At 68.8% G+C, this 23,431-nt stretch carries 21 protein-coding genes; 9 read left to right on the top strand and 12 right to left on the bottom strand.

From position 1 onward, the window contains the following. Nucleotides 1-15: 15 nt before the first annotated feature. The 3 genes from GD429_RS08835 to GD429_RS08825 all read left to right on the top strand — a co-directional run bounded on the left by GD429_RS08835 (nucleotide 16) and on the right by GD429_RS08825 (nucleotide 3,457). Nucleotides 16-1,434, top strand: a complete 1,419-nt coding sequence (locus tag GD429_RS08835; protein WP_152856577.1) for an MFS transporter — start codon at nucleotides 16-18, stop codon at nucleotides 1,432-1,434. A 389-nt stretch (nucleotides 1,435-1,823) separates the two neighbouring features. Then, a complete protein-coding gene (locus GD429_RS08830; RefSeq protein ID WP_152856576.1) occupies nucleotides 1,824-3,161 on the top strand; it encodes a hypothetical protein in 1,338 nt (445 codons plus the stop codon). Between the two features lie 56 nt (nucleotides 3,162-3,217). Next, nucleotides 3,218-3,457, top strand: a complete 240-nt coding sequence (locus tag GD429_RS08825; protein ID WP_152856575.1) for a hypothetical protein — start codon at nucleotides 3,218-3,220, stop codon at nucleotides 3,455-3,457. Between the two features lie 46 nt (nucleotides 3,458-3,503). Here GD429_RS08825 and GD429_RS08820 read toward each other — a convergent pair whose 3' ends face one another. Next, nucleotides 3,504-5,735, bottom strand: a complete 2,232-nt coding sequence (locus GD429_RS08820; protein ID WP_321574481.1) for a penicillin-binding protein 1A — start codon at nucleotides 5,733-5,735, stop codon at nucleotides 3,504-3,506. Between the two features lie 98 nt (nucleotides 5,736-5,833). Continuing rightward, a complete protein-coding gene (locus tag GD429_RS08815) occupies nucleotides 5,834-7,369 on the bottom strand; it encodes a PLP-dependent aminotransferase family protein (RefSeq protein WP_152856573.1) in 1,536 nt (511 codons plus the stop codon). 123 nt (nucleotides 7,370-7,492) lie between these two features. On the opposite strand from GD429_RS08815, the gene GD429_RS08810 reads away from it, so the two are divergent. Then, the gene (locus GD429_RS08810) at nucleotides 7,493-8,131 is read left to right on the top strand and encodes an FMN-binding negative transcriptional regulator (RefSeq protein ID WP_152856572.1); all 639 of its coding nucleotides are present in this window, start codon (nucleotides 7,493-7,495) and stop codon (nucleotides 8,129-8,131) included. Nucleotides 8,132-8,180: 49 nt separating this feature from the next. On the opposite strand, the gene GD429_RS08805 is transcribed toward GD429_RS08810, so the two are convergent. Next, nucleotides 8,181-8,762, bottom strand: coding sequence for a thioredoxin family protein (locus GD429_RS08805; protein ID WP_152856571.1), 582 nt, complete (start codon nucleotides 8,760-8,762; stop codon nucleotides 8,181-8,183). A gap of 227 nt (nucleotides 8,763-8,989) precedes the next feature. Here GD429_RS08805 and GD429_RS08795 point away from each other — a divergent pair, with 227 nt between their 5' ends. Together GD429_RS08795 and GD429_RS08790 are read left to right on the top strand one after the other, a co-directional pair. After that, nucleotides 8,990-9,730 carry a response regulator gene (locus GD429_RS08795; RefSeq protein WP_152856570.1) on the top strand — a complete coding sequence of 247 codons (741 nt, stop codon included), beginning with the start codon at nucleotides 8,990-8,992 and terminating at the stop codon, nucleotides 9,728-9,730. Beyond that, the gene (locus tag GD429_RS08790; RefSeq protein WP_152856569.1) at nucleotides 9,727-11,049 is read left to right on the top strand and encodes an ATP-binding protein; all 1,323 of its coding nucleotides are present in this window, start codon (nucleotides 9,727-9,729) and stop codon (nucleotides 11,047-11,049) included. The genes GD429_RS08795 and GD429_RS08790 overlap by 4 nt, the downstream gene beginning before the upstream one ends. A 66-nt stretch (nucleotides 11,050-11,115) precedes the next feature. On the opposite strand, the gene GD429_RS08785 is transcribed toward GD429_RS08790, so the two are convergent. The 4 genes from GD429_RS08785 to GD429_RS08770 form a co-directional block, all read right to left on the bottom strand. Beyond that, on the bottom strand, nucleotides 11,116-11,727 hold the full coding sequence (locus GD429_RS08785) for an alpha/beta fold hydrolase (RefSeq protein WP_152856568.1): 612 nt from the start codon (nucleotides 11,725-11,727) through the stop codon (nucleotides 11,116-11,118). Nucleotides 11,728-11,787: 60 nt separating this feature from the next. Then, nucleotides 11,788-12,522, bottom strand: coding sequence for a metallophosphoesterase family protein (locus GD429_RS08780; protein ID WP_152856567.1), 735 nt, complete (start codon nucleotides 12,520-12,522; stop codon nucleotides 11,788-11,790). 89 nt (nucleotides 12,523-12,611) lie between these two features. After that, complete coding sequence (locus tag GD429_RS08775; RefSeq protein ID WP_152856566.1) at nucleotides 12,612-13,148, bottom strand: GNAT family N-acetyltransferase; 537 nt, start codon at nucleotides 13,146-13,148, stop codon at nucleotides 12,612-12,614. 12 nt (nucleotides 13,149-13,160) lie between these two features. After that, nucleotides 13,161-13,793 carry a LysE family translocator gene (locus GD429_RS08770; protein ID WP_152856565.1) on the bottom strand — a complete coding sequence of 211 codons (633 nt, stop codon included), beginning with the start codon at nucleotides 13,791-13,793 and terminating at the stop codon, nucleotides 13,161-13,163. Nucleotides 13,794-14,096: 303 nt separating this feature from the next. Here GD429_RS08770 and GD429_RS08760 point away from each other — a divergent pair, with 303 nt between their 5' ends. From GD429_RS08760 to GD429_RS08750, 3 genes are all read left to right on the top strand, one after another. Then, nucleotides 14,097-15,290 (top strand): porin, encoded by a 1,194-nt coding sequence (locus GD429_RS08760; protein WP_152856564.1) that lies wholly within the window; start codon nucleotides 14,097-14,099, stop codon nucleotides 15,288-15,290. Between the two features lie 100 nt (nucleotides 15,291-15,390). Further along, the gene (locus GD429_RS08755) at nucleotides 15,391-15,822 is read left to right on the top strand and encodes a GFA family protein (protein WP_152856563.1); all 432 of its coding nucleotides are present in this window, start codon (nucleotides 15,391-15,393) and stop codon (nucleotides 15,820-15,822) included. Nucleotides 15,823-16,302: 480 nt separating this feature from the next. Beyond that, the gene (locus tag GD429_RS08750) at nucleotides 16,303-18,228 is read left to right on the top strand and encodes an SMP-30/gluconolaconase/LRE-like region family protein (RefSeq protein WP_152856562.1); all 1,926 of its coding nucleotides are present in this window, start codon (nucleotides 16,303-16,305) and stop codon (nucleotides 18,226-18,228) included. A 33-nt stretch (nucleotides 18,229-18,261) separates the two neighbouring features. Here the strand turns inward: GD429_RS08750 and GD429_RS08745 are convergent, their stop codons facing one another. The 5 genes from GD429_RS08745 to GD429_RS08725 form a co-directional block, all read right to left on the bottom strand. Beyond that, on the bottom strand, nucleotides 18,262-19,221 hold the full coding sequence (locus tag GD429_RS08745; RefSeq protein ID WP_152856561.1) for a c-type cytochrome: 960 nt from the start codon (nucleotides 19,219-19,221) through the stop codon (nucleotides 18,262-18,264). Continuing rightward, the gene (locus GD429_RS08740) at nucleotides 19,218-19,874 is read right to left on the bottom strand and encodes a c-type cytochrome (protein WP_152856611.1); all 657 of its coding nucleotides are present in this window, start codon (nucleotides 19,872-19,874) and stop codon (nucleotides 19,218-19,220) included. Before GD429_RS08740 ends, GD429_RS08745 begins: the two co-directional genes overlap by 4 nt. Before the next feature lie 90 nt (nucleotides 19,875-19,964). After that, nucleotides 19,965-21,089, bottom strand: a complete 1,125-nt coding sequence (locus tag GD429_RS08735) for a molybdate ABC transporter substrate-binding protein (protein WP_152856560.1) — start codon at nucleotides 21,087-21,089, stop codon at nucleotides 19,965-19,967. 8 nt (nucleotides 21,090-21,097) lie between these two features. Beyond that, on the bottom strand, nucleotides 21,098-21,889 hold the full coding sequence (locus GD429_RS08730; protein WP_152856559.1) for a transcriptional initiation protein Tat: 792 nt from the start codon (nucleotides 21,887-21,889) through the stop codon (nucleotides 21,098-21,100). Nucleotides 21,890-22,099: 210 nt separating this feature from the next. Further along, nucleotides 22,100-23,374, bottom strand: a complete 1,275-nt coding sequence (locus GD429_RS08725; RefSeq protein ID WP_152856558.1) for an MFS transporter — start codon at nucleotides 23,372-23,374, stop codon at nucleotides 22,100-22,102. Between the last annotated feature and the right edge of the window lie 57 nt (nucleotides 23,375-23,431).

Here is a 23,431-nt window from a genome sequence, read left to right as displayed (position 1 = left end):
GGAGACGCGCCCAAGATGGCCTCAACGGACAGCCTTTCGCAGGCACCTGCCCAATCCACATCCGTCGACCCCGGCTCGATCTCGGCCCGCCTCGACCGCCTGCCACCCACCCGCAGCGTCTGGAAGCTCGTCATCCTGCTGAGCCTCGGCTTCTTCTTCGAACTCTACGATCTGCTGTACAGCGGCTACGTCGCGCCCGGCCTCGTGAAAAGCGGCATTCTTTCGGCGACGACGCACGGCCTGTTCGGCACCACCGGCGTCGCGAGCTTCATCGCCGCGCTGTTCTCCGGCCTCTTCATCGGCACGATCGCGTGCGGCTTTCTCGCCGACCGCTTCGGCCGCCGCGCGATCTTCACGTGGTCGCTGCTGTGGTACACGGCGGCCAACGTCGTGATGGCGCTCCAGGACACCGCGGCCGGGCTGAACTTCTGGCGCTTCGTCGTCGGTCTCGGGCTCGGCGTCGAGATGGTGACGATCGGCACGTACATCTCCGAGCTCGTGCCGAAGCAGATCCGCGGCCGCGCATTCGCCTGCGAGCAGGCGGTCGGGTTCGTCGCGGTGCCGGTGGTCGCGTTCCTCGCGTATCTGTTCGTGCCGCATGCGCCGCTCGGCCTCGACGGCTGGCGCTGGGTCGTGCTGATCGGCGCGCACGGCGCGCTGTTCGTATGGTGGATTCGCCGCCAACTGCCGGAAAGCCCGCGCTGGCTCGCGCAGCAGGGCCGGGTCGACGAAGCCGATCGCATCATGCGCGCGCTCGAAGCGAAGGTCGAGGCCGAATACGGGCGGCCGCTGCCGCCGCCTGCGCCGGCCGAACCCGTGCCGCCGCGCGGCAGCTTCCGCGACATGTGGGTGCCGCCGTATCGCAGCCGCACGATCATGATGACGATCTTCAACGTGTTCCAGACGGTCGGCTTCTACGGCTTTGCAAACTGGGTGCCGACGCTGCTGATCAAGCAGGGCATCACGATCACGTCGAGCCTGATGTATTCGAGCGTGATCGCGCTCGCGGCGCCGATCGGCCCGCTGATCGGCCTCGTGATCGCCGACCGCTTCGAGCGCAAGTCGGTGATCGTCGCGATGGCGGCGGCGATCGTCGTCTGCGGGCTGCTGTTCAGCCAGACGACGGTGGGCGCATTCCTGATCGTGCTCGGCATCGGCCTCACACTCGCGAGCAACATCATGTCGTACAGCTTCCACGCGTATCAGGCCGAGCTGTTCCCGACGTCGATCCGCGCACGGGCCGTCGGTTTCGTCTATTCGTGGAGCCGCTTCTCGGCGATCTTCTCGTCGTTCGTGATCGCGGCCGTGCTGAAGGGCTTCGGCACCTTCGGCGTGTTCGCGTTCATCGCGGGCGCGATGGCGGTCGTGATGGCCGCGATCGGGCTCATGGGGCCGCGCACGAAGGGCATCGCGCTCGAAACCATCTCGAAGTAGTCGGTGGTTGCGCACGTGTGTCGCATGGTTCGTGCGGCATGCGTGCGATGCGGTTTTCTCAGGGGGAAACGGCATCGCCAAAAATGATTTGGCATGCGAATTTGTTTGGCGGAAACATCGTTTCGGGCGGAACGCACAAGCCTGCCGGGCGCATGCTTTGAAACGTCCAACTTATAAGGTTGACACGCAACGAAGCCGCAAGCGGCAACGAGTTGAAACAATGCGTGACGAAGCGCAATTCGCCGCGAAACCGCGCGTTTCTTCGCTGCCGATTCCTGCGCTGGCGCGTAGAATGAGGGGCCTGACGACTCAACAGCCGCCATCGGACCGCACGCGTTGCATCAGCGAACGGCTCCACCGCGAAGAGGCGTCGGCGCCGGGCGCACACCATGTGCCGGACGTGTCGATGGCTCGCGCGGACGATGTGCCGCTCGCAACAGCAACATGCGGCGGCCGGATCGGCCGATGGCTTCGAACGTATGATGCTTTCCAGCCTGACGCGGCGATTTGCGAAGCGGCGTTGCCGTGCCCGCGCAGTTGCCGCGTATGTGTGGCTCGCTGCCGCGCTGCCGATTCCCGTTCTTGCCTGGCGGCCTGCCTTTGCGGCATCCGGTGCACCGTCGTCCACTGCTACGTCATCCTCATCAGTTGCGTCGCCGGCGTCGACGGCTTCTCGTGTGCATCCGGCGTTGCACGCGCATGCATCGTCGGGTGCGTCGGCCGCGCAGCCTGCGCCTGCGGCATCGCATGTGCATCACGCGGAGCCTGCCAGCGCGGCATCTGGCGCGTCGGCGGCTTCTGCGGCGTTCGTCGCAGCGCCTGCATCGGCGGCTTCCGCCGCATCCACTGCCGAACCTGCGTCGGCCGCGTCCGCCGTACCGGCCAGCGAGGCCGAGCCGCCCGTGCCGACCCCGCCGCGCCAGCATCCGCCGCTGTCGGCCGACGAGGCTAAGAACGCGACGGTACGCGCGATCGACATGCGCAAGCGCTTCACGCAGGAAGTCACGCGGCGTCTGAACGTACCCCTAAGCGAGCAGCGCGCATACGGCGAGCGGCTCCAGAAGGCGCTCGCCGATGCGGACCTCGGCGACCTGGCCGGCGAATACGTCGCGATGGTCGACCGCGCGCCGAATGTGCAGGCGCTCTTCATCTACTTCCGCGCGACGCCGGCCAATGCGTGGCTGATGATCGGCGCATCGCCGGTCGGCACCGGGCTGCCGGGCAAGTACGATCATTTCGTGACGCCGCTCGGCGTGTTCCATCATTCGCCCGACAACATGGATTTCCGCGCGGAAGGCACGACGAACGACAACGGCATTCGCGGCTACGGCCGCCGCGACATGCGCATCTACGACTTCGGATGGGTGGACGGCGAGCGCGGCTGGGGCAAGGGCGGCGTGTCGCCGATGCGCTTCCAGATGCATGCGACCGACCCCGACCGCCTCGAGTCGCTGCTCGGCATCCGGCACTCGAAGGGATGCGTGCGGATTCCCGCGTCGCTGAACCTGTTCTTCGACCGGCACGGCCTGCTCGACGACGACTACCAGGCGCGCGTCGAGGCCGGCAGGTCGCTGTGGGTGCTGCGTCGCGACCGCGACATCACGCCGATCGCGGGCCGCTACCTGGTCGTGATCGACAGCGCACGCAAGACGCGCCCGGCGTGGTCGCCGTTGCCGGGGCGCAACGCGTGGTCGAAGCTGCCGAAGGGCGGCGACACGGCGGATTGACTGTCGCGCCGAAGGGGGCGGGAGACGTGAGGATGAGAATAAATTCGTTACGGCACATGGGTCTTCGCGTCGAGGAGTTCGTGCGCGGCGAAGCCGTGGCCGTGTGTGAGGGCGAGCACTGGCGCCTGGTCGGCCGCGACGGGCAGTGGCGCGCGCGGCCCGAATGGACGTCGCTCGACTGGTCGCCGGAGCGCGACGCGTTCCTGGCAGAACGCGACGGGAAGGTCGGCCTCGTCGACGTGACGGGGCGCGTCGTCGTCGTGCCGCGCGAATCGGCGGCGACGACGCGTCGATGAAACGGGCAGCCGTCGCGCCGGCCGGCGTTGCCGACCGGCGGTACGCTCAGCGGAACAACTTCAGCCAGTCGAACAGGCCGGGATGCGGGCGCCGCCTCGGCACCGGCGCCGGCGCGCTGCGCGGCCGGAAGTCGGGCGAGAACTGCGCATGCGGATCGATCGCGCGCGCACGCAGCGCCGCATCGTAGAAACCGCCGACGATCGGCAGCGCGCTGTGCGCGCCCTGCCCCCAGTAGTCGCTGCGAAGCGTCACGCTGCCGTCGTCGAAGCCGACCCATGCGCCGGCCACCAGTTGCGGATGCATCAGGATGAACCAGCCGTCCGTGTTGTCCTGCGTCGTGCCCGTCTTGCCGGCCACGTCCACGCGAATCCCGTAGCGCGAGCGGATGTCGGCGCCGGTGCCGCGATCGACGACATCGCGCATCACGTCGACGAGCGTCTGCGCGGCAGGCGCCGGCAACGCGCGTTCGGGCGGCGCGCTGCCGAATGCGGCGAGCACCTTGCCGTCGCGATCCTCGATGCGCGTGATCGCCTGCGGCGCGACGTACACGCCGCGGTTCGCGATCGTGCCGTACGCGGACACCATCTCCTTCAATGTGACGGGGCTCGTGCCGAGCGCGAGCGACGGCACCGCGTCGAGCGGACTGTCGCGCACGCCCATCGCGCGTGCGAGCTGAGCGACCTTCGCGGCGCCTTCCTGCTGCATCACCTGAGCGGTGATGCGATTGCGCGACAGCGCGAGCGCGTCGCGCAGCGTCATCGGTTCGCCCGTCGGCGGCTCTTCGTCGGTCGGGCGCCAGACCGCGCGGCCGCCGATCGGGATCGCGACCGGGCGGTCGATGAACGTATCGCCCGGCCGCATGCCGTCCGCGAACGCGGCGCCATAGACGAACGGCTTGAACGTCGAGCCCGGCTGGCGTCGTGCCTGCGCGACGTGATCGAACGGCTCGCTGCCGAAATCGGGGCTGCCGACCCATGCCCTGATCGCACCGTTGCGCGGATCGATCGCGACGAAGCCGGCCTGCACCTGCGTCTTGCGCTCGCACAGCGCGCGCATGAATTCGCGATTCGCGCCGAGCTGCTTCAGCGCCGCCGCATCGGCGAGCCCCGCGTCGCGGGCGCTGCGATAGTCGGGTGTCTGGCGGATGAAGCCGCGGAACAGGTCGTTGCGCAGCCCGCAGCCTGACGGGCCGCGCCACGCGCTGTCGGCGATCGCCTGCAACTGCTCGGTCTGCTGCGCCAGCGCCTGCGTCGCCATGTCCTGCAATCGCGCATCGAGCGTCGTGCGCACGACGAGGCCATCCGAGTAGAGGTCGTAGTTGTTGCGGTCGGCCCACGCGATCAGCCACTTGCGAAGCTGCACCGCGAAATGCGGCGCGAGGCCGGGCTGCGCGGTCTGCGGCTCGAAGTCGACGCGCAGCGGCTGGCGCTGCAATTTCGCGAGCTGCCGCGGCGACAGCATGCCCATCGTCGCCATCCGGTCGAGCACGATGTTGCGCCGCTGTACCGCGCGTTCCGGATTCAGCACCGGGTTGTAGTAGCTGTTGCCCTTCAGCATCCCGACGAGCGTCGCGCTTTCGGCGATGTCGAGCTGGTCCGCCGATTTGCCGAAGTAGGTGCGCGCGGCCATTTCGACGCCGTACGCGTTGTACAGGAACGGCACGGTATTCAGGTAGGTTTCGAGAATCTCGTCCTTGCTGTACACCGTCTCGATCTTGAAGGCGGTGATCAGCTCCTTCACCTTGCGCGTGAGCGTCAGCGAACGGCCGACCTCGTCCGGGTACAGGTTGCGCGCGAGCTGCTGCGTGATCGTCGAGCCACCCTGGCGCGCGCCCGAGAACGTGTGCAGCCCGGCCGCGATCGTGCGGCGCCAGTCGATGCCGTGATGCGCGTAGAAGCGGTGGTCCTCGGTCGCGATCAGCGCGTCGACCATGTGCGGCGAGATCTGCTTGAGCGGCACCCATTCGCGGTTGACGGGCCGGAACTCGGCGATCAGCTCGCCGTCGGCCGACAGCACGCGCGCGGGGCGGTCGATGCGTGCCTTGCGGATGTCGCCGATGCTCGGCGTGAACGGAACGAACGCAAGCAGGACCAGCAGGCCCAGCACCGGTATCGCGGCGAGCGTCAGCGCCACGCCGCGCCGCGTCGGATGACGCAGGCGATGCAGCACGCCGGCGCACAGCGCGCGGGTGCGCACAAGGCAGGCGGCGGCGAGCGGCGCGACACGGGCGCGGCAGCGGAGCCACGCGTCTCGAAGAAACGGCACGAAGCGATTCACGGCGGCAGGGGGCGTGGACGGAAGAGGCGCGATCCTAGCAAACGGCGCACGCATGCCGGCAGCCGAAACGGCCTTTTGCTTGCAGGATTTACAGACGATTACGTTTGTTGCCTGCGGACAACCTTTTGCGGCGTGCGCGGCCGCGATTCTTCCGACGAAACCACGTCCGCGAGCCGCTGCGCGGCCGCCTCCATCTGCGCGCGGCCGAAGCCGCCGAAGCCGAGCACGAGCCCCGGCCGGGCGGTGCCCGGCGCGAACATCGGCGACACCGCGCGCACCGCGACGCCGGCCTGCGCGGCGCGCGCGACCACGTCGAGATCGTCGATCCCTTCGGCGAGCCACAGCACGACGTGCATCCCCTGGTCGCCCGGCTGCACCCATGCGCGTTCGCGCGGCAGCCGCGCACCGAGCGTGTCGATCAGCAGCGCGCGCTGCTCGGCGTACACGCCGCGCACGCGGCGAATGTGGCGGTCGAGATGGCCTTCCGCGATGAACGCGGCCAGCACGTGCTGGTCGGCGGTGGGCGCATGGCGATCCATCAGCACGCGCGCGCCGCAGAACGCGGGCACGAGATCGTCGGGTGCGATCACGTAGCCGAGCCGCAGCGACGGAAACAGGATCTTGCTGAACGTGCCGAGATAGATCACGCGGTCGGGCGCGAGCCCCTGCAGCGACGGGAACGGATAGCCTTCGTAGCGCAGCTCGCTGTCGTAGTCGTCCTCGACCACCCACGCGCGCTGTGCGCGTGCCCAGGCAAGCAGCGCGTTGCGCCGCGCCATGCTCAGCGGCATGCCGAGCGGGTACTGGTGCGACGGCGTGACGAATGCGGCGCGCGCATGCGGCGCCAGGCGGATGCCCGCGTCGACGTCGATGCCGTCGGCGTCGACCGGCACGCGGACCATCGCGTCGCGCCGCCCGGTGCTTTCGAGCAGCGCGGTGATGCCGCGATAGGCCGGATTCTCGACCCACGCCTGGTCGTTCGCGCCGAGCAGCACCTGGCTCGCGAGATGCAGCCCCTGCTGCGTGCCGCTCGTGATCACGACCTGGTCGGCCGTGCAGCGCACCGAGCGCGACCGGCGCACGTAGTCGGCGATCGCTTCGCGCAGCGGCAGTGCGCCTTGCGGATCGGCATAACCGGACGGCGCGCCTGCGCCGCGCGCGCGCAGGCGGTTGCCGAGCCGGCGCCAGATGTCGTCGGGCGCGGTGAGGCCGACCGGCACCGAGATCGCGAACGGCATCGCCGGCAGCGGAAGGAATTCGCGGGCGATCCGCGCGAAGGTGGCGGCCGGCTCCGGCAGCCCGGCGTGGGCCGGGCGCCTGCGTTGGACGGACGGTTCGGATTCGTCGACGGGCGGCGGTTCGGCCAGCGCGTTCGCGACGCGCGTGCCCGCGCCGCCGCGCGATTCGAGGAAGCCTTCGGCGACCAGCTGCGCATACGCGTCGACGACGGTGCCGCGCGCGACCTGCAGCGCGGCCGCCAGCCGCCGCGTGGACGGCAGCGTATCGCCCGGACGGACGTCGCCGCGGCGCACGGCGTCGCGCAGCGCCTGCGCGAGCTGGCGGCTCAGGTCGCCGGCCGCACGGTCGAGCGCGCCGAGCGACGGGATTTCGACGATCCGGGCCGTTCTTGCCATGATTCTGGTCTGCTGAAAATGTTCCAAACCGGCTCTACAGCATAAACCAGTTTGGGGTAACAATCTGCGCATGACGGGCCAGCACCCGAGCCATTTCAACCGCCGCACGACCGTGGAGCCGACATGTACGTCCCCGCCGATTTCAACGAGCCCAACCCCGACGCGCTGCGCGAGCTGATCGTGCAGCATCCGTTCGGCAGCCTGATCACGCACGGGAAGAACGGGCTCGACGCGAACCACATCCCGTTCGAGCTGTTGCCCGGCGACGGCGAGCTCGGCGAGCTGCACGCGCACGTGGCGCGCGCGAATCCGGTCTGGCAGGACGTCGCGAACGGCGACGAGGTGCTCGTGATTTTCCGCGCCGGCGACGCGTACATCTCGCCGAACTGGTACCCGAGCAAGCACGTCGCGCACCGGCAGGTGCCGACCTGGAACTACGTGGTCGTGCATGCGCACGGTCGCATCACGGTGCGCGACGACGAGAAGTTCGTGCGCGGCGTGGTCGCGCGGCTGACGCGCACGCACGAGGCGTCGCAGCCGGCGCCGTGGAAGATGGGTGACGCGCCGGCCGATTATCTCGACACGATGCTGCAGTCGATCGTCGGGCTGCAGATCGAGATCACGCGGCTCGTCGGCAAGCGCAAGCTCGGGCAGAACAAGGCCGAAGCCGATATCCGCGGCGCGGGCGACGCGCTGATCGCGGACGGAAAGCTCGCGATCGGTGAGGCGATGCTGGCGGCGGCCGACGCGAAGCGCGGGTGAGCACATCGAGATACGCGTGGGCGAGAGCCCGCGCCCGCGCGCCGGCAGGTTACTGCGTGCGCGTCGTTCCCTTCATCCCTTCTCCCGCCTGCGCGAGCGCACCGCGAATCGCCGCCTCGGTCTTGTCGTACCCGCCTTCGCCATAACGCGTATAGACGACCTTCCCGTTCGCATCGATCAGGTATAGCGCGGGCCAGTACTGGTTGCCGTACGCGCGCCACGTGTCGTAGCGGTTGTCCTGCGCGACCGGATACCGGATCCCGAAGCGCTTGATCGCATCGGCGACGTTGCCCGCGTCGCGCTCGAACGGATATTCGGGCGTATGCACGCCGACCACGACGAGCCCCTGGTCGCGATACTTCTGATACCAGTCGTTCACGTACGGAATCGTATGAATGCAGTTGATGCACGAGTACGTCCAGAAATCGACCAGCACGACCTTGCCGTGCAACTGGTCGAGCTTGAGCGGCGCGCTGTTGTGCCAGCGGTCGATGCCGGTGAAATCGGGTGCCGGCGTGCCGGCCAGCGGCGCCTGCATGCCCGCGTCGTCGCGGGTGCCGGCGAAGGCGGCGAGCCCGGCCGTGGCGGCGAGGGCGATGACGAGGGCGGCGGTCTTGAGTCGGGGCAGCATGGCGTTCTCCTGATCGGGAGGCCGCCGCTCGGGCGCGGCGGCCGGACGTATTTCGACAGGCCCCATTAAGCTGCGCCGACGTATCCGAGATATGTCCGGCAAGCCGCGCGTGTGCAATGTTGTGTGTCGTTACGGCGGCGCGATACATTGCGATACAAACGCGCGCCCGCCGTGCGGTATAAATGCGGACATCGCCAGCCCGAACTACCCGACACCGACACCGACTCATGGACAAGATCGACCACGTGCTGATCGTCGACGACGATCGCGCGATCCGCGAACTGATCGCGGACTACCTCGAGAAGAACGGCATGCGCGTGTCGCTGGCCGCGAACGGCCGCGAGATGCGCAACGTGCTGGACGACGGCGCGCCCGACCTGATCGTGCTCGACCTGATGCTGCCGGGCGAGGACGGCCTCACGCTGTGCCGCGACCTGCGCGCCGGCAAGTTCCGCACGGTGCCCGTGCTGATGCTGACCGCGCGCGGCGAGGAAACCGACCGCATCGTCGGCCTCGAGATGGGCGCCGACGACTACCTGGCCAAGCCGTTCGCGGTGCGCGAGCTGCTCGCGCGGATTCGTTCGGTGCTGCGCCGCGCTCGCATGCTGCCGCCCGGCATGCAGGTGACGGAAACGGCCGAGCTGCTCGCGTTCGGCGAATGGCGGCTCGACACGACGGGGCGCCACCTGCTCGACGCGGAAGGCACGCTGGTCGCGCTGAGCGGCGCCGAATACCGGCTGCTGCGCGTGTTCCTCGACCATCCGCAGCGCGTGCTGACGCGCGACCAACTGCTCAACCTCACGCAGGGGCGGCAGTCCGACCCGTTCGACCGGTCGATCGACCTGCTCGTGAGCCGGCTGCGCCAGCGGCTGCGCGACGGTGCGCGCGAACCGCGCTACATCAAGACACTGCGCAACGAGGGCTATGTGTTCTCGTCGGCCGTGACCGCCGTCGACGGTACGTCATGAGCGCGCGCACGCTGTGGCACTGGCCGCGCTCGCTGTTCGCGCGCCTCGCGTTGATCCTGTGCGTGGGCCTCGCGCTCGCGCAGACGCTGTCGTTCTGGCTCACGGTGACCGAGCGCGACCAGGCGACAACCAACCTGATGATGGGCTACATCGAGCGCGAGGTCGCGAGCTCGGTCGCGCTGCTCGACCACCTGCCGCCCGCCGAGCGCGCCGCGTGGCTGCCGCGCCTCGCGCGGCGCAGCTACACGTTCATCCTCGGGCCCGGCGAAACGGGCACCCCGCCGGAAGCGCGGCTGTCGGCGCGCGTCGAGCGGTCGATTTCCGACGGCATCGGCGGCGACTACCCGCTGACCGCGAACGCGCTCCCCGGCGACCGCGAACATCTGCAGGTGCACCTGCGGCTGACCGACGGGTCGCCGCTGACGATCGACATTCATCCGATGTCGACGGTGCCGCTGTCGGGGTGGCTGCCGGTCGTGCTCGTGCTGCAGCTCGCGGTGCTGGCCGCGTGCTGCTGGCTCGCGGTGCGGCTCGCGACGCGTCCGCTCAAGCAGCTCGCGCAGGCCGCCGACGCGCTCGGCCCCGACCTGAAGGGCGAACGCCTGAACGAAGACGGGCCGTCCGAGGTCGCACGCGCCGCGCGTGCGTTCAACGCGATGCAGGACCGCATCGCGCAGTACATGGCCGAACGCATGCAGATCCTCGCGTCGATCTCGCACGACCTGCAGACGCCGATCACGCGGATGCGGCTGCGCGTCGACGTGATGGACGACGACGTGCAGGGCACGAAGCTGCGCCAGGACCTGATCGAGATGGAGCATCTGGTGAAGGAGGGCGTCGCGTATGCGCGGACGCTGCACGGCACCGAGGAAGCCGCGCGCCGCATCGATCTCGATGCGTTGCTCGACAGCATCGTGTACGACTACACGGATGCGGGGCAGGACGTCGCGCTGCACAGCCGTGCGCCGCTCGCGCTCGTGACGCGGCCGAAGGCGCTGCGCCGCATCGTCGGCAACCTCGTCGACAACGCGCTGAAGTTCGCGGGCGCGGCGGAGATCGACGTGCACGCCGCGCCGGACGGCGGCGCGGTCATCGCCGTGCTCGACCGCGGGCCCGGCATTCCGGACGACCAGCTCGACGCGGTGTTCGAGCCGTTCCGGCGCGTGGAGACGTCGCGCAACCGCGAGACGGGCGGCACGGGGCTCGGCCTTGCGATCGCGCGGCAACTCGCGCTCGCGATGGGCGGCACGCTCACGCTGAACAACCGGCCGGACGGCGGCGGGCTGGAGGCGAGGCTGACGCTGAGGAATGCGGGGTGATGCGAGACGGCGCGCGAGCGTCGCGTCTTCAGGTTCCGGTTTGGGTTACGGCTGAAGCACGCGAGGTCACACGCGCTGCAGATGCGCGTCGACGAGCGGTGCGAGCGCATGCGCATGCACGGCCGCGAGATCGTGCCGGCCGCCCGGCACGACATGCAACTGCGCATCGGGCAACCGTTCGAGCAGGCGCCGGCCGGCCGCGACGGGGCTGATCGGATCGTCGTCGCCCCACAGCAGCAGCGTCGGCTGTGCGATGCGGCCGATGTCACGCGACAGGTCGGCGCGGAACGTCAGGAACCAGTCGGGCAATTGCGGGTTCGCTTCGGCGAAGCCGGCACGCCAATCCTGCGCGCCGAGCGATTCCATATCGAGGCCGCCGGACGTGACCGTCAGCACCAGGTGCGTGACGAGTACGGGTTTGTCGAGCGCCGCACGCATCGCGATCACGCCGCCCATCGATTGCGCGATCACGGCGGTCGGCCGGTCGATCGTTTCAAGCACATGACGCACGAGCCTGTCGAAATCGTCGACGGACGGATCGTGCGGCGTATCGCCGAAGCCCGGATAACCGACGATCCGCCGCTCGGCCGGATGCGTCAGCAGGGCGGCCAGCGGTTGCCAGAAAGCGGTGCTGCCGGATGCGCCGGGCAGGAAGAGCAGTTGCGACGGAACGGGCATGTCGAGTCGGTTTCCGATGAACGAAGCGGGGTGACGGGGTGACGGGGCGGCGCGGGCGCGTCAGCACCGGCCGGTGCGCAGCGCGACGGCCCAGTCGTCGCGCCCGCGCGATGCCGCGGTCGCGGCGGCCGTGTGCCAGTCGTATTCGACCGCATGGAATTCGACGCGCCAGCCGGCCGCCGTGCGCGACACCATCGCGTAGCGCGCATGCGGCGAGCCGGTTTCGATCCGGTGCGGATGCGGCCGGTCGTCCGTGTACGCCTGCAGCCCGACGCTGCCCGGGTTGACGATCAGCCGGCCGTCGGCGAGCTTCGCCGTGCGCGGCACATGCGTGTGGCCGCACAGGATCAGCGATGCCTGCGCGTCGCCCGCGCGCTGCGCGATTTCGTCGGGCGTGGCCGCGCGGCAGCCGTCGGGCGTGACCGTTTCGAGGAAATAGACGAGATCGCTGGCCGGCGTGCCGTGCACCATCAACACGTCGTCGTCGAGCATCACGCGTTCGGGCAGCGCGGCGAGCCAGTCGAGATGGTCGGCGCGCAGCGTGTCGCGCGCCCAGCGATCCGACAGCCCCATCGACTCGCGATCGCCGCTGAGCAGTTGCCGTTCGTGATTGCCCTTGACGGTCGGCAGGTCGAGCGCGATCAGGCGGTCGGCCGTGTCGGCCGGATGGAGCGCGCCCGACACGATGTCGCCGAGATTGACGATCACGTCGGCGCCGCGGCGGCGGACGTCGTCGAGCACAGCGTCGAGCGCGGCGAGGTTGCCGTGGATGTCGGAGAGCGCGGCGATTTTCATGGTGGACCGTCGAGGCAGGGAACGGCGATTGTCGCCAATTCGGCGCGGGCCGGTCAATCGCGCTCGCGGATGAAGCCGCGTGCGGCGCGTCAGTCGGTCGCGAGACGCGCGTACATCGCGAAATCGCCTGGCGTGCCGCGCACCATCCGGTACGCGCGCAGCAGCCCTTCGTAGCGGTAGCCGCACTTTTGCAGCACGCGTGCGGAGCCCGCATTGCCGGTCAGCACGACGCCCTGGACGCGCATGAAGCCGCCGTCGGCGAATGCCCACGCGGTGACGGCTTCGCACACTGCACTCGCGATTCCGCGCCCCCAGTGCGGCGGCGCAAGGTCGTACGCGATTTCCGCCGAGCGGTTCGCGGTGGACACCGTATGCAGCCCGATCGTCCCGGCGAGCGCGCCCGATGCGGTGTCGACGATCGCGAGACGCCGGATCGAATCGGGGTCGGCCGATTCGATGTTGTCGAACAGCGGCAGCAGATCGTCGCGCGAGCGCAGGTTCCAGCTCGTGTGGCGGACCACGTCGGGGTTCGACAGGTACGCGTACCACGCGTCGAGATCCGCACGTTCGAGCTGCCTGAGCGACAGGCCCGGAAAGCCGGAGCGGGGCGGCGCATCGACTCTCATCGGAACCCGCGCCTACGCGGCATGACGCCGGTACAGCGCCAGCGATCCGGCGAGCGCGAGCAGCATCGCGCCGCATGTGCGTTCGAGCCACAGCGCGCCCGAGCGCTTCAGCAGCCGCACCGCGCGTGCGCCGAGCAGCGCATAGCCGAACATCACGACGCCGTCGAGCAGCGCGAACGTGACCGCGAGCGCGACGTATTGCGGCGCGAGCGGCGCGGACGGATCGAGGAACTGCGGCAGGAACGCGGAGAAGAACAGATAACCCTTCGGGTTCGTCACCGCGGTCAGGAAGCTCTTCGCGAAGATCGACGCGTTGCGCCCGGGCGCCGCACCGCCATGCGCGGCGGCGACGTCGAGCGAACCCTTCGACGTCAGCAGCCGGATGCCGACATACGCGAGGTATGCGGCGCCGAGCCACTTCACCACCGAGAACCAGAACGCCGACGCCATCAGCAGCGCACCGAGGCCGAGCGCGACCGCGACGATCAGCACGAAGTCGGACAGCATCGCGCCGGCGAAGCCGTAGGCTGCGCGGCGCACGCCGTAGCGCGAGCCGTTGGTCAGCGCGAGCAGTACGGTCGGGCCGGGTGTCGCGATGCCGACGAACGCGACGGCGGCGAAGATCAGCAGGGTCGTTTCATTCATGAAGGAACTCCCGAGGGAAGGCGCGCGTTCGATTATCGGGTGCGTGCGCCCGTGCTGTACAGGCACGGCGATCGTGCGCGTGGCCGCACTGTCGACTATCTCGACTTTGGCAAGAAACTGTTTTCATTATTGCGCTTTAGTCTGGGATCGGTTCCATCTACCATGGCGGCCGCAGCGGGCCTGCCCGCCGCGACGCCGCGCGCGGACGCCGCCGGCCTCGCACTACCGGCGAATCTCGCCGCCCGCGCGCTACTCGCAACATCAAGCCAGAACAACGGGTTCACCGCCCGGAGACACAAGACCATGAACAAGCAACTGATCGCAGCACCGCTGCTGCTCTCGCTCGCGGGCATCGCTTCCGCGCAAAGCTCCGTCACGCTGTACGGCATCGTCGATGCGGGCGTGACCTTTCGCAGCAACGAACGGGTCGGCTCGGCCGGCTCATACACAGGGCATTCGGGCGTCGGGCTCACGACCGGCAACCTGTCCGGCAGCCGCTGGGGCATCAAGGGTTCCGAGGATCTCGGCGGCGGGATGCGCGCGCTGTTCGTCCTCGAGAACGGCTTCGACATCGCCAACGGCACGTCGGGCCAGGGCGGCCGCCAGTTCGGCCGGCAGGCGTTCGTCGGCATCGGCAGCGACCGCTACGGCTCGGTCACGCTCGGCCGCCAGTACACGTCGCTCGACGACTTCGTGAGCCCGGTCGGCCCGTCGTCGTTCATCGGCGGCTTCGGCGCGCACCCGGGCGACATCGACGATCTCGACCAGACCGCGCGCGTCGACAGTTCGATCAAGTACACGAGCGCCAACTATTCGGGTTTCACGTTCGGCGCGCTGTACGGCTTCGGCGGCCAGCCGGGCAGCATGAAGCAGCGCAACACGTGGAGCGTCGGCGCGGCGTACGCGGCGGGCCCGCTGCGGGTCGGCGTCGGCTACGAGCGCTCGGACAACAGCAAGACGGGCGCGACCGACCCGACTGCGGGCAAGTGGCAGAGCACCGACGACGGCCTGTTCAACTCGTCGATCAACGAAGGTTATGCGAGCGCGCAGTCGCAGCAGATCATCGCGACGGGCGCGACGTACGACTTCGGCCCGGCCGTCGTCGGCGTGAACTACAGCAACGTGCAGTACCGCGGCGGCGACCGTTCGCTGTTCGCCGGCCACGCGACGTTCAACGTCGCGGGCGTGTTCACGCGCTGGAACGTGCGGCCGCAGACGCAACTGTTCGCCGGCTACAGCTACACGCGCGGCAGCGATGTCGATGGCGTCGACGACCGCGCGCAGTATCACAACGTGACGCTCGGCGCCGTCTACGACCTGTCGAAGCGCACCAGCGTGTACCTGCTCGGCGCGTACCAGCATGCGTCGGGCATGACGCTCGATGCGCTCGGCCGGCCGGTGGCCGCGACCGCGTCGGTGTCCGACAAGGCGAACGGCCATTCGTCCGACTCGCGCTCGCAGGCGATCGTCAGCCTCGGGCTGCGCCAGAAGTTCTGACGCGCAGCATTCGTTGCGGCCGCAACGTCGTTCGCAGCCGGTGCGGGCGACGTTGCACGCCGGCTCCTATACTGTCGCCTCTGTTATTCGAGGAGACGACATGACCCGAACGCAATCCGCGCGCTGCCTGTGCGGCACCGTCACCGTCACGCTGCGCGGCGAGCCGGCGGCGCGTGCGAACTGCCATTGCGCGACCTGCCGCGATTTCTACGGCACGCCGATGCTGTCCGCGACCGCGTGGCCGCCGGAGCAGGTTGCGATCGACGGCGGCAACGCAACGTTCCCGCACTCGTCGAAGTCGATGTCGCGCACATGGTGCGTGTCGTGCGGCGAGATCGTGTCCGGAACGAACCGGTTCGGCATGCGCGTCGTGCCGAACAGCCTGACCGCGCGTGCGCACGGCGGGCAACTGCCGGGCGACCTGCAGCCGACGATGCATCTGTTCTACCGGCAGCGCGTGATCGACGTCATCGATGCGCTGCCGAAATACCTCGACGGCTGGGACGGCCCGACGCTCGACAACGCGAACTGAACGATCGCGACCGCGTGCCGGCACGGCCGGTGCGCGGCTTGTTCGGCTGCATCCTTCTTCTCCGTTCCTTTCTTCCACATTCCGCTCCGCCCGCCGCGTTCGCTGCACGCCCGATATGCCGATTTGCGAAACGCAGATTGCGCCGGATAATATTTTTTCTCTTTCATTTTAATTTCGATTTGTAATCATTGAGCCCACACCGGGGAATGAGAAAGCAATGCGGGCATGTCAGAAAAAATGACGCATTCGCATTGGCTTAACCGGAAGAAAGTGCCGGAAAAAAGCGCCGAAATCGCGCCGCCGGCGGGCCGTTGCGGCGCAGTGTGCGGGTTTGACCATCATTGACGAAAAAGCGCCGGACGGCATAAAGCACGTGGTGAATAATTCGGGATGACAGGGAATGCGCGTTTGCCGGAATCACCAATGTTTCATGCGTCGCGATTTACAGTGTCGACAAACGATCGTCCGGGAGCATTATTCATGTCAATGAAACAAATTCGCGCGGCATTGCTGGGAATGTGCATGGCCGTGCTGGCACCCGCGAGTCACGCGCAGGTGCAATACACGACCGACTGGCTCGCGAACACGTTCGGCACGCTGGCCGCGCACGTGGGCAACGGCGCGCGCTCGATGTGGGTCGCGCCCGAGGGCGTGATCTACACGGCGTCGCGCTGGGACGAGAACGCGGGCGGCGTCGCGATCTACCAGAACGGCCAGCCGCTCGGCACGATCGGCATCCACGACGAATTCCAGGGCGGCGCGATCACCGGCAACTCGACGTCGCTGTTCGTCGCACTCGGCTACAACCGCACGTTCGGCAGCGGCTCGGTGGGCCGCTACAACCGCGGCACGAACCTGCGCGACCTGCGCATCCCGGTCAGTGTGTGGACGGGCGTCCAGTACGCGGACGTGATCACGGGCCTCGCGACGGCCGGCAACCTGCTGTACGTGAGCGACTTCTACGGCAACCGCGTGCGCGTCTATACGACCGACGGCGTCTGGCAGCGCGACATCGGCGTATCGGGGCCGGGCGCGCTGGCGCTCGACGCCGCCGGCAACCTGTGGGTCGCGCGCAAGAGCGCGGGCGTCGTCGCGCAGTTCAGCGCGACCGGCACGGCGATGAACACGATCCAGATGGCGGCCGGCGCGCGGCCGGCGTCGCTGTACTACGACGCGTCGATGGGCCAGTTGATGGTGGGCGACGAAGGGCCCGACATGAACATCAAGGTCTACAGCGGGCTCCTCGGCCTGCCGATGCAGGTCGGCACGTTCGGCGTGCAGGGCGGTTATCTCGACACGACGACGGGCATCAAGGGGCAGGTCGGCGACAAGCGCTTCACGCGCGTCGCCGCGCTCGGCAAGGATTCGGCCGGCAACCTGTACGTGCTGAACAACGCATGGGGCGGCGGCTGGGATCTCGGCCGCAACGGCAGCACCGACCTGCATTCGTACAGCCCGACGGGCGCGTTGCAATGGAAGCTGCAGGCGCTGAACTTCGAGGGGATCGCCGCACCCGATCCGGTGACGGACGGCGCGTTCTTCTACAGCGGCAACAACGTGTACACGGGCTCGGCGGGCGGCACGTTCGTCGCGAACACGGTCGATCCGTTCACCTATCCGAAGGACCCGCGCCTCGACATGAAAGACTATCAGCGCGGCCAGCACTTCGGGCAGCTCGTGATGGTCGGCGGCAACCGGATCCTCGTCGCGTCGGGCCAGAATCCGGGCAACTTCAACTTCTATTACTTCAACACGGCGAGCGGCTATATCGCGATTCCGGCCGGCTCGCTCCCGGGCAAGCCGTTCAACACGACCCTGCAGGTCACCGCGGGCTTCGATATCGACGGCAACGGCGACGTGTGGGCGGGGCTGAACGGATCCAACGTGATTTCCCGCTACCCGATGACGGGCTTCGACGCGACCGGCAAGCCGTCATGGGGCAAGCCGACGACCACGCCCGTGCCGAGCAGCGTGGCGCCGGTCACGCGCATCATCTACCAGGCCGACAGCGACACGATGATCCTCGCGCAGGGCCTCGCGGGCAACTGGGACTGGACCGCGATGAACGGGCACATCGAGGTCTATCACGGCTGGAAGAACGGCAACACGAGCGCGCCGAATCCGGTGATCAACCTGACGAGCGCGAACCCGAAATCGATCGCGGCGGCCGGCCACTACCTGTTCGTCGGCTACGTGCACACGGTGCCGAACATCGACGTGTTCGACCTGAACTCCGGTGCGCTCGTGACCACGCTGACGAATTCGAACACGTCGGCGATGGACGTCGGCAACGACGTCGACTCGATGTACGGTGTGCGTGCGTACCTGCGCTCGACCGGCGAGTACGTGATCACCAAGGACAACTACAACGGGACGAGCATCGTCGTGTATCGCTGGCGTCCGTGATCGCACCGGCGGGCCGGCCGGTGCGGCGTGGCGTCATGGCGCGCCGAGCACTCGGCCGTTCACGCGGAGCCCGTACATCGAGTCGGGCGAATCGTGGAACTTCGCGCGCGTGTCCTGTACGGAGCCCGTGAAACGCGGGTCCTGCGGACGTTCGTGGCTGTCCATGAAGGTCGCGACGTCCCACGCTTCCTGATCGGTCAGCGTGCCGCCGAGCCCGAGCGGCATGTTGGCCTTGATGAAGCCGGCCGCGTTGCGGATGTCGCCCATCCCCGCGCCCCAGTTGAACGAACGCGCGCCCCACAGCGCCGGGAACGCCGGCTTGCCGCCGCTCGACTGCCCCTGGCCGTCCGCGCCGTGACACAGCGCGCAGTGCTGCGTGTAGACGGCGGCGCCGCGCGCGTAGTCGGCCTTTTGCGCGGGCGGCGGCAGTTTCAGGAAGCCTTGCCCCGGCAGCTTCGTGCCGACCGGCGCGCCCTTCGCGAGCCAGTACGAATAGGTTTCGAGCGCGACGAGGATCGGGTCGCCGGCCGGCGGCGCCTTGCCGTTCATGCTGTAACGGAAGCAGCCCTGCAGGCGTTCGGCGAACGTGTTTACGTGCCCGTTCTTGCTGCGGTAGGCCGGATACAGCAGGTACGCGGCCCACATCGGGCTCGAATCGGGCCGGCGGCCCGCGTCGAGGTGGCAGCTCGCGCAGGTCAGCTTGTTGCCGACGTACTTGCCCGCGAACTCGGGGGTGTGCAGGAAGATCTGCTCGCCGAACTTCACGGTCTTGCCGAAGCCGTCGGCGGGCATCGCGGATTCGGCGGGCGGTGTGAACGGTTTGGCTGCTGCCGCGGTTGCGGCCGGCGTGGGCGTTGGTGCGGCGACGGGTGCGGAAGCTGCGGCCGGCGCGTCCTGCGGCGCCGCCGCCGCCGCGAACGCGAGCGCGGGCATCCAGGCCGCGCCGAGCAGCATGCCGCGTGCGCGGCGGATCAGCGTCGTGCGGTCGGTCATTGCTTGTCTCCCTGTGCGGCGGCGCCGCCGCGCGCATAGTAGCCGGCCACCGCGTCGATATCGGTATCGGACAGCTTGCCGGCGATCATCGGCATCAGCGCCATCGGCCCGGGCGGGCGCGCGCCGTGTTTCCAGCCGTTCAACTGGCCGGCGATATACGCGGCAGGCTGCCCCGCGAGCGGCGGAAACGCCGTGCCGACGCCGAGGCCGCCGGGGCCGTGGCACTGCGCGCACGCAGGCAGGCCCTGCGACCAGCGCCCGCGCGTCGCGAGCCACGCGCCGGTGTTCGCGGGATCGATCGACGCGTCGTCGGCGGTGAAGACGCCGGCCGGTGCGGGCAGGCTCGCGAAGTACGCGGATACCGCGTCGCGTTCGTGCGGCGTCAGCAGTTTCGACAGCGGCTGCATGACGGGATTCTGGCGGCTGCCGTCCGCGAACGCGGCAAGCTGCGCGGACAGATACGCGGCGGTCGTGCCCGCGAGGCGCGGGAAGCCGGCCGCCGCATTGCCTTCGCCGTGGCTGCCGTGGCAGCCGATGCACGCGGCGACGCCCGTCGCCGAGCCCTGGGTTGCGAGCGTCTTGCCGAGCGTCGCGTCGTCCGCGTGCGCATGGCCGGCCAGCAGTGCCGATGCGGCAAGCAGCAGCGGTGCCATCCGGCGTCGCCGTGTATCGAACGTATCGTTCACGTGTCCCCTCCTTGTCGTATGTCGCGTGCGCGCCGCCACGCGGTCGGGCCTTTGCCGTCAGCCTGCGTCGGGCCGGTCCTGCCCCGGCGCGAGGTGCTGCACCGGGGTTGTCGCATCGTAGCGGCCGAAGCCGTAGCGCTGGAAAATCCGGAACGCTTCCGGCGACCGGATGAACGCGAGCCACGCGCGCGCGGCTTCCGGATGCGGCGCGTCCTTCACCATCGCGCCCGCATAGATCGCCGTCGTATTCTGCGCGGCCGGGATGTCGATGTGCATCAGCGGATGCCCGACCTGCTCCTGGAACGCCGCTTCGGATTGCCACAGCACGCCGGCGTCCGCGCGCCCCTGCATCAGGAACAGCGCGGTTTCCCGATGGTGGATGTGCGTGAGCTCGGTCGTGCCGGCGCGCATCTTGTCGTCATAGACGGTGCGCGCGAGCGCGTCGCCGCCGGCCTTCGCGAGCGACGCGCGGATCTGCCGCGCGACGCCCTCGAATTCCGGGTTCGGCATCGCGAGCTTCACGTCGGGCCGCGCGAGATCGTTCAGCGACGCGATGCGCTTCGGATTGCCGGCGCGCACCATGATCGTCAGCTGGTTCGTCACGTACGGCACCGCGGGGCCCGCGAGCGTGCCGTCCGCGATCAACCCGTCGATCTTGCCGAGCCCCGCGAAATACGCGTCGGGCCTGACCGTCCACGTCATGTTGCCGACGGTGATCGTGCCGCCCGCGTGGATCTGCTTCACGAGCAGGCCGGGCGGGATCGTTTCCCAGTAGATGCGGCCGCGGTATTCGGGATGGTCTTCCTCGAACTTCGCGACGAGCGGCGCCATCGCGAAGAAGTAGTTGCCGCCGACGAACAGCACGAGCTTCGGCGCGGTGAGGTCGCCGTGGAAATCGGCGAGCACGTCGACCTGCGGCACCGTGAATTCGAGGCCACGATGAATCGCGTCGTTGTTGCGGCCGTCCTGCCAGGGCGGAAAGATGGTCGTGGCTGTTGCTGTTGCTGTTGCTGTTGCTGTTGCTGTTGCTGCGGGCGCGGGCGCGGGCGCGGGCGCGGGTGCGGGTGCGGTGGCGGGCGCAGCGAACGAAAGCGCCGACGCGCAGCACAGCAACGCGGCGAGCGCGGCGCGCAGCGTGCGCCGCCGGCGGCGCGATGGCGATTGCGGGTGGATCGAGATCATCGTGGGTCTCATTTCGCGTACGTGAAACCGGCCTGCTGCAGTTCGGGCAGCGTGCCGACCGCACCCGGCGTGACGATCGCCGACGGGATCACGTGGTTGGTCAGGTCGGCCGCGAGTGCATCGAGCGGCAGCTTGTCGGGATTCGCGTTCGCGCCGTCGAGCCGTTCCGCGAGCTCCCAGATCGCGTTGTGGCACGACAGGAACACGACGCCGCGCTGCCGCAGCGCGGCGATGCTGTTGTCGTGCGACGAGAAGGCGCCGTCGGGCAACGCGTGATCCTGCGCGCCTTTCGATTGCGCGGGCTTCGCGTCGAGCAGCGTGTTGGCCGGGAAGGCGGCGCCGGCCAGTTTCGCGAGGCCGTATTTGTCCCACGCGATCTGGTTGAACAGCGCGAGATGCGCGCTGCCGTGCGTGGCCGACACGACGAGGAAATCCGGATGGCCGTACGACCAGATCTGCGCGTTCAGCGAATTGCGCATCAGGTTCAGCCACGGGCCGCCGAGCTCGGTGTTGTCCCACACCTGCTTCGGGCCGCCGCGATAGCCGATCACTTCGGCGAGTGCCGCGTGATCCCACTGGTCGGGACGGTCGAGGATCATCGGCACCGTCTTGAAGTCGCGCCGTCTCGGCACGGCCGCGAGGCGGCGCGTGAGGTCGGCGAGGCGCGCGGCGGCGCCGGGCAGCAGCGCGCCGGTTTCGGGCGCCGCCGCGTGAGCGCGGCGCGTGGCGGCGAGCAGTGCGGTGCCGGCCGCGAGACCGAGTGTCTTGAGCGCGCGTCGGCGCGCCTGCCCGTCGGACATGGCTTGACTCCCAGGATCGTTTTTGTGGGGGGCGTGTCGCGTTGCCGTGAGGCGGCGCAGCGTCGCCATCGCGTAGCCAGTCTAGAGGCGCACGATCGATACCGGAAATCGCGATATCGGATGGGAGATATTCGGGGGGCTGATGATCGGGCGGGAGGCGGGCGACGCCGGCTGAAGCGGCGGCGCGTTGCGAATGTCGCGCGGCGGGCGTCAGTGCGCCGCGCGTTCGCGCAGGACTTCCGACGGCCGGCCGTTGCGCACGAATACGCCTGCCAGCACGGCGCCCGCCAGCGCAATCGCGCCGGCCAGCACGAACGCGGCCACGAACGAGCCGCTGCGTTCGACGATGAAGCCGGTCACGGCCGGCCCGATCACGCCCGACAGGCTGCCCATGCAGTGCAGGAAGCCGCTCACGCCGCCGACGCGCGCCGGGTGCACGACATCCTGCACGATCGCCCAGTAGATCGCGCCGGTGACGTACAGGAAGAACAGCGACACGGACATCAGCGCGACCGCGCCTTGCGTCGACTGCACGGTACCCGCGATCGCCACGCATGCGCCCGCGCCGAGCAGGCAGGTGACGAGCACGATCCGGCGCGACAGCAGCAGGTTGCCGGTGAGCCGGTAGAGCGCGTCCGAGATCGCGCCGCCGCACGCGAGGCCGACCGTACCGACGAGCCAGGGCACGACGGTGGCGATGCTCATCTCCTTGATGTTCAGGTGATGCGCGCGCACGAGATAGCTCGGGAACCAGCTCAGGAAGAAGAACAGCACGTAGTTGTAGCTGAAGAACGCGGCCGCCGTCGCGAGGATGCGCGGCTGGCGCACGTAGTGCGACAGCGTGCGCGCGGGCGCCGATGCGTCGTCGTCACCCGCGCGGGCGGCGGCAGGCACGTTCGGCGCTGCGTTTACCGGCGTGGCCGGACGGTCCGACGTCGACACCATCCACAGCACGACCCACGCGAGCCCGATTGCGCAGACGATCCAGAACGCCGGCCGCCAGCCGAACTGCGCGGCCAGCAGGCCGACGATCGGCCCGGCGATCGCGCCGCCGAGCGGCGAGCCCGCACTGAGCAGCCCCATCGCGGTCGCGGCGCCGTCGCGCGGCAGCCAGTTGTTGACCATCTTGTTCGCGGCCGAGCACAGCGGGCCTTCGGCCATGCCGAACAGCAACCGCACGATCAAGAGGCTCACGAAGCCGACGGTCAACGCGGTCATCCCGCAGAAGATAGACCAGAGCCCGACCGCCAGCACGTACACGAGCTTCGGCCCGAGCCGGTCGGATGCAAGCCCGCCGATGAAATTGAACAGCGCGTAGCCGACGAAGAACGTGCTGAACACGATGCCCATCTGCGCGGCGTCGATGCCGAGATCGGTCTGCACGATCGGCGCGACGATCGACAGCGCGACGCGGTCGAGATAGTTGATGCCATACACGATGAACAGCAGGAATACCGTGAACCATGCCTGCGACTTCTGCTTCATGTCTGTCTCCTTCGTGCCGGTGGGCCGGCCGTCATGTCTTTTCCATCGTTCGCCGCG

This window comes from Burkholderia sp. BE17, from assembly GCF_009362305.1.
In the GTDB taxonomy this organism is placed as follows: Bacteria; Pseudomonadota; Gammaproteobacteria; order Burkholderiales; family Burkholderiaceae; genus Burkholderia; species Burkholderia pyrrocinia_C.
Note: the sequence above shows the minus strand (reverse complement) of the source record. Positions and strands in the feature narration are given on the sequence as shown.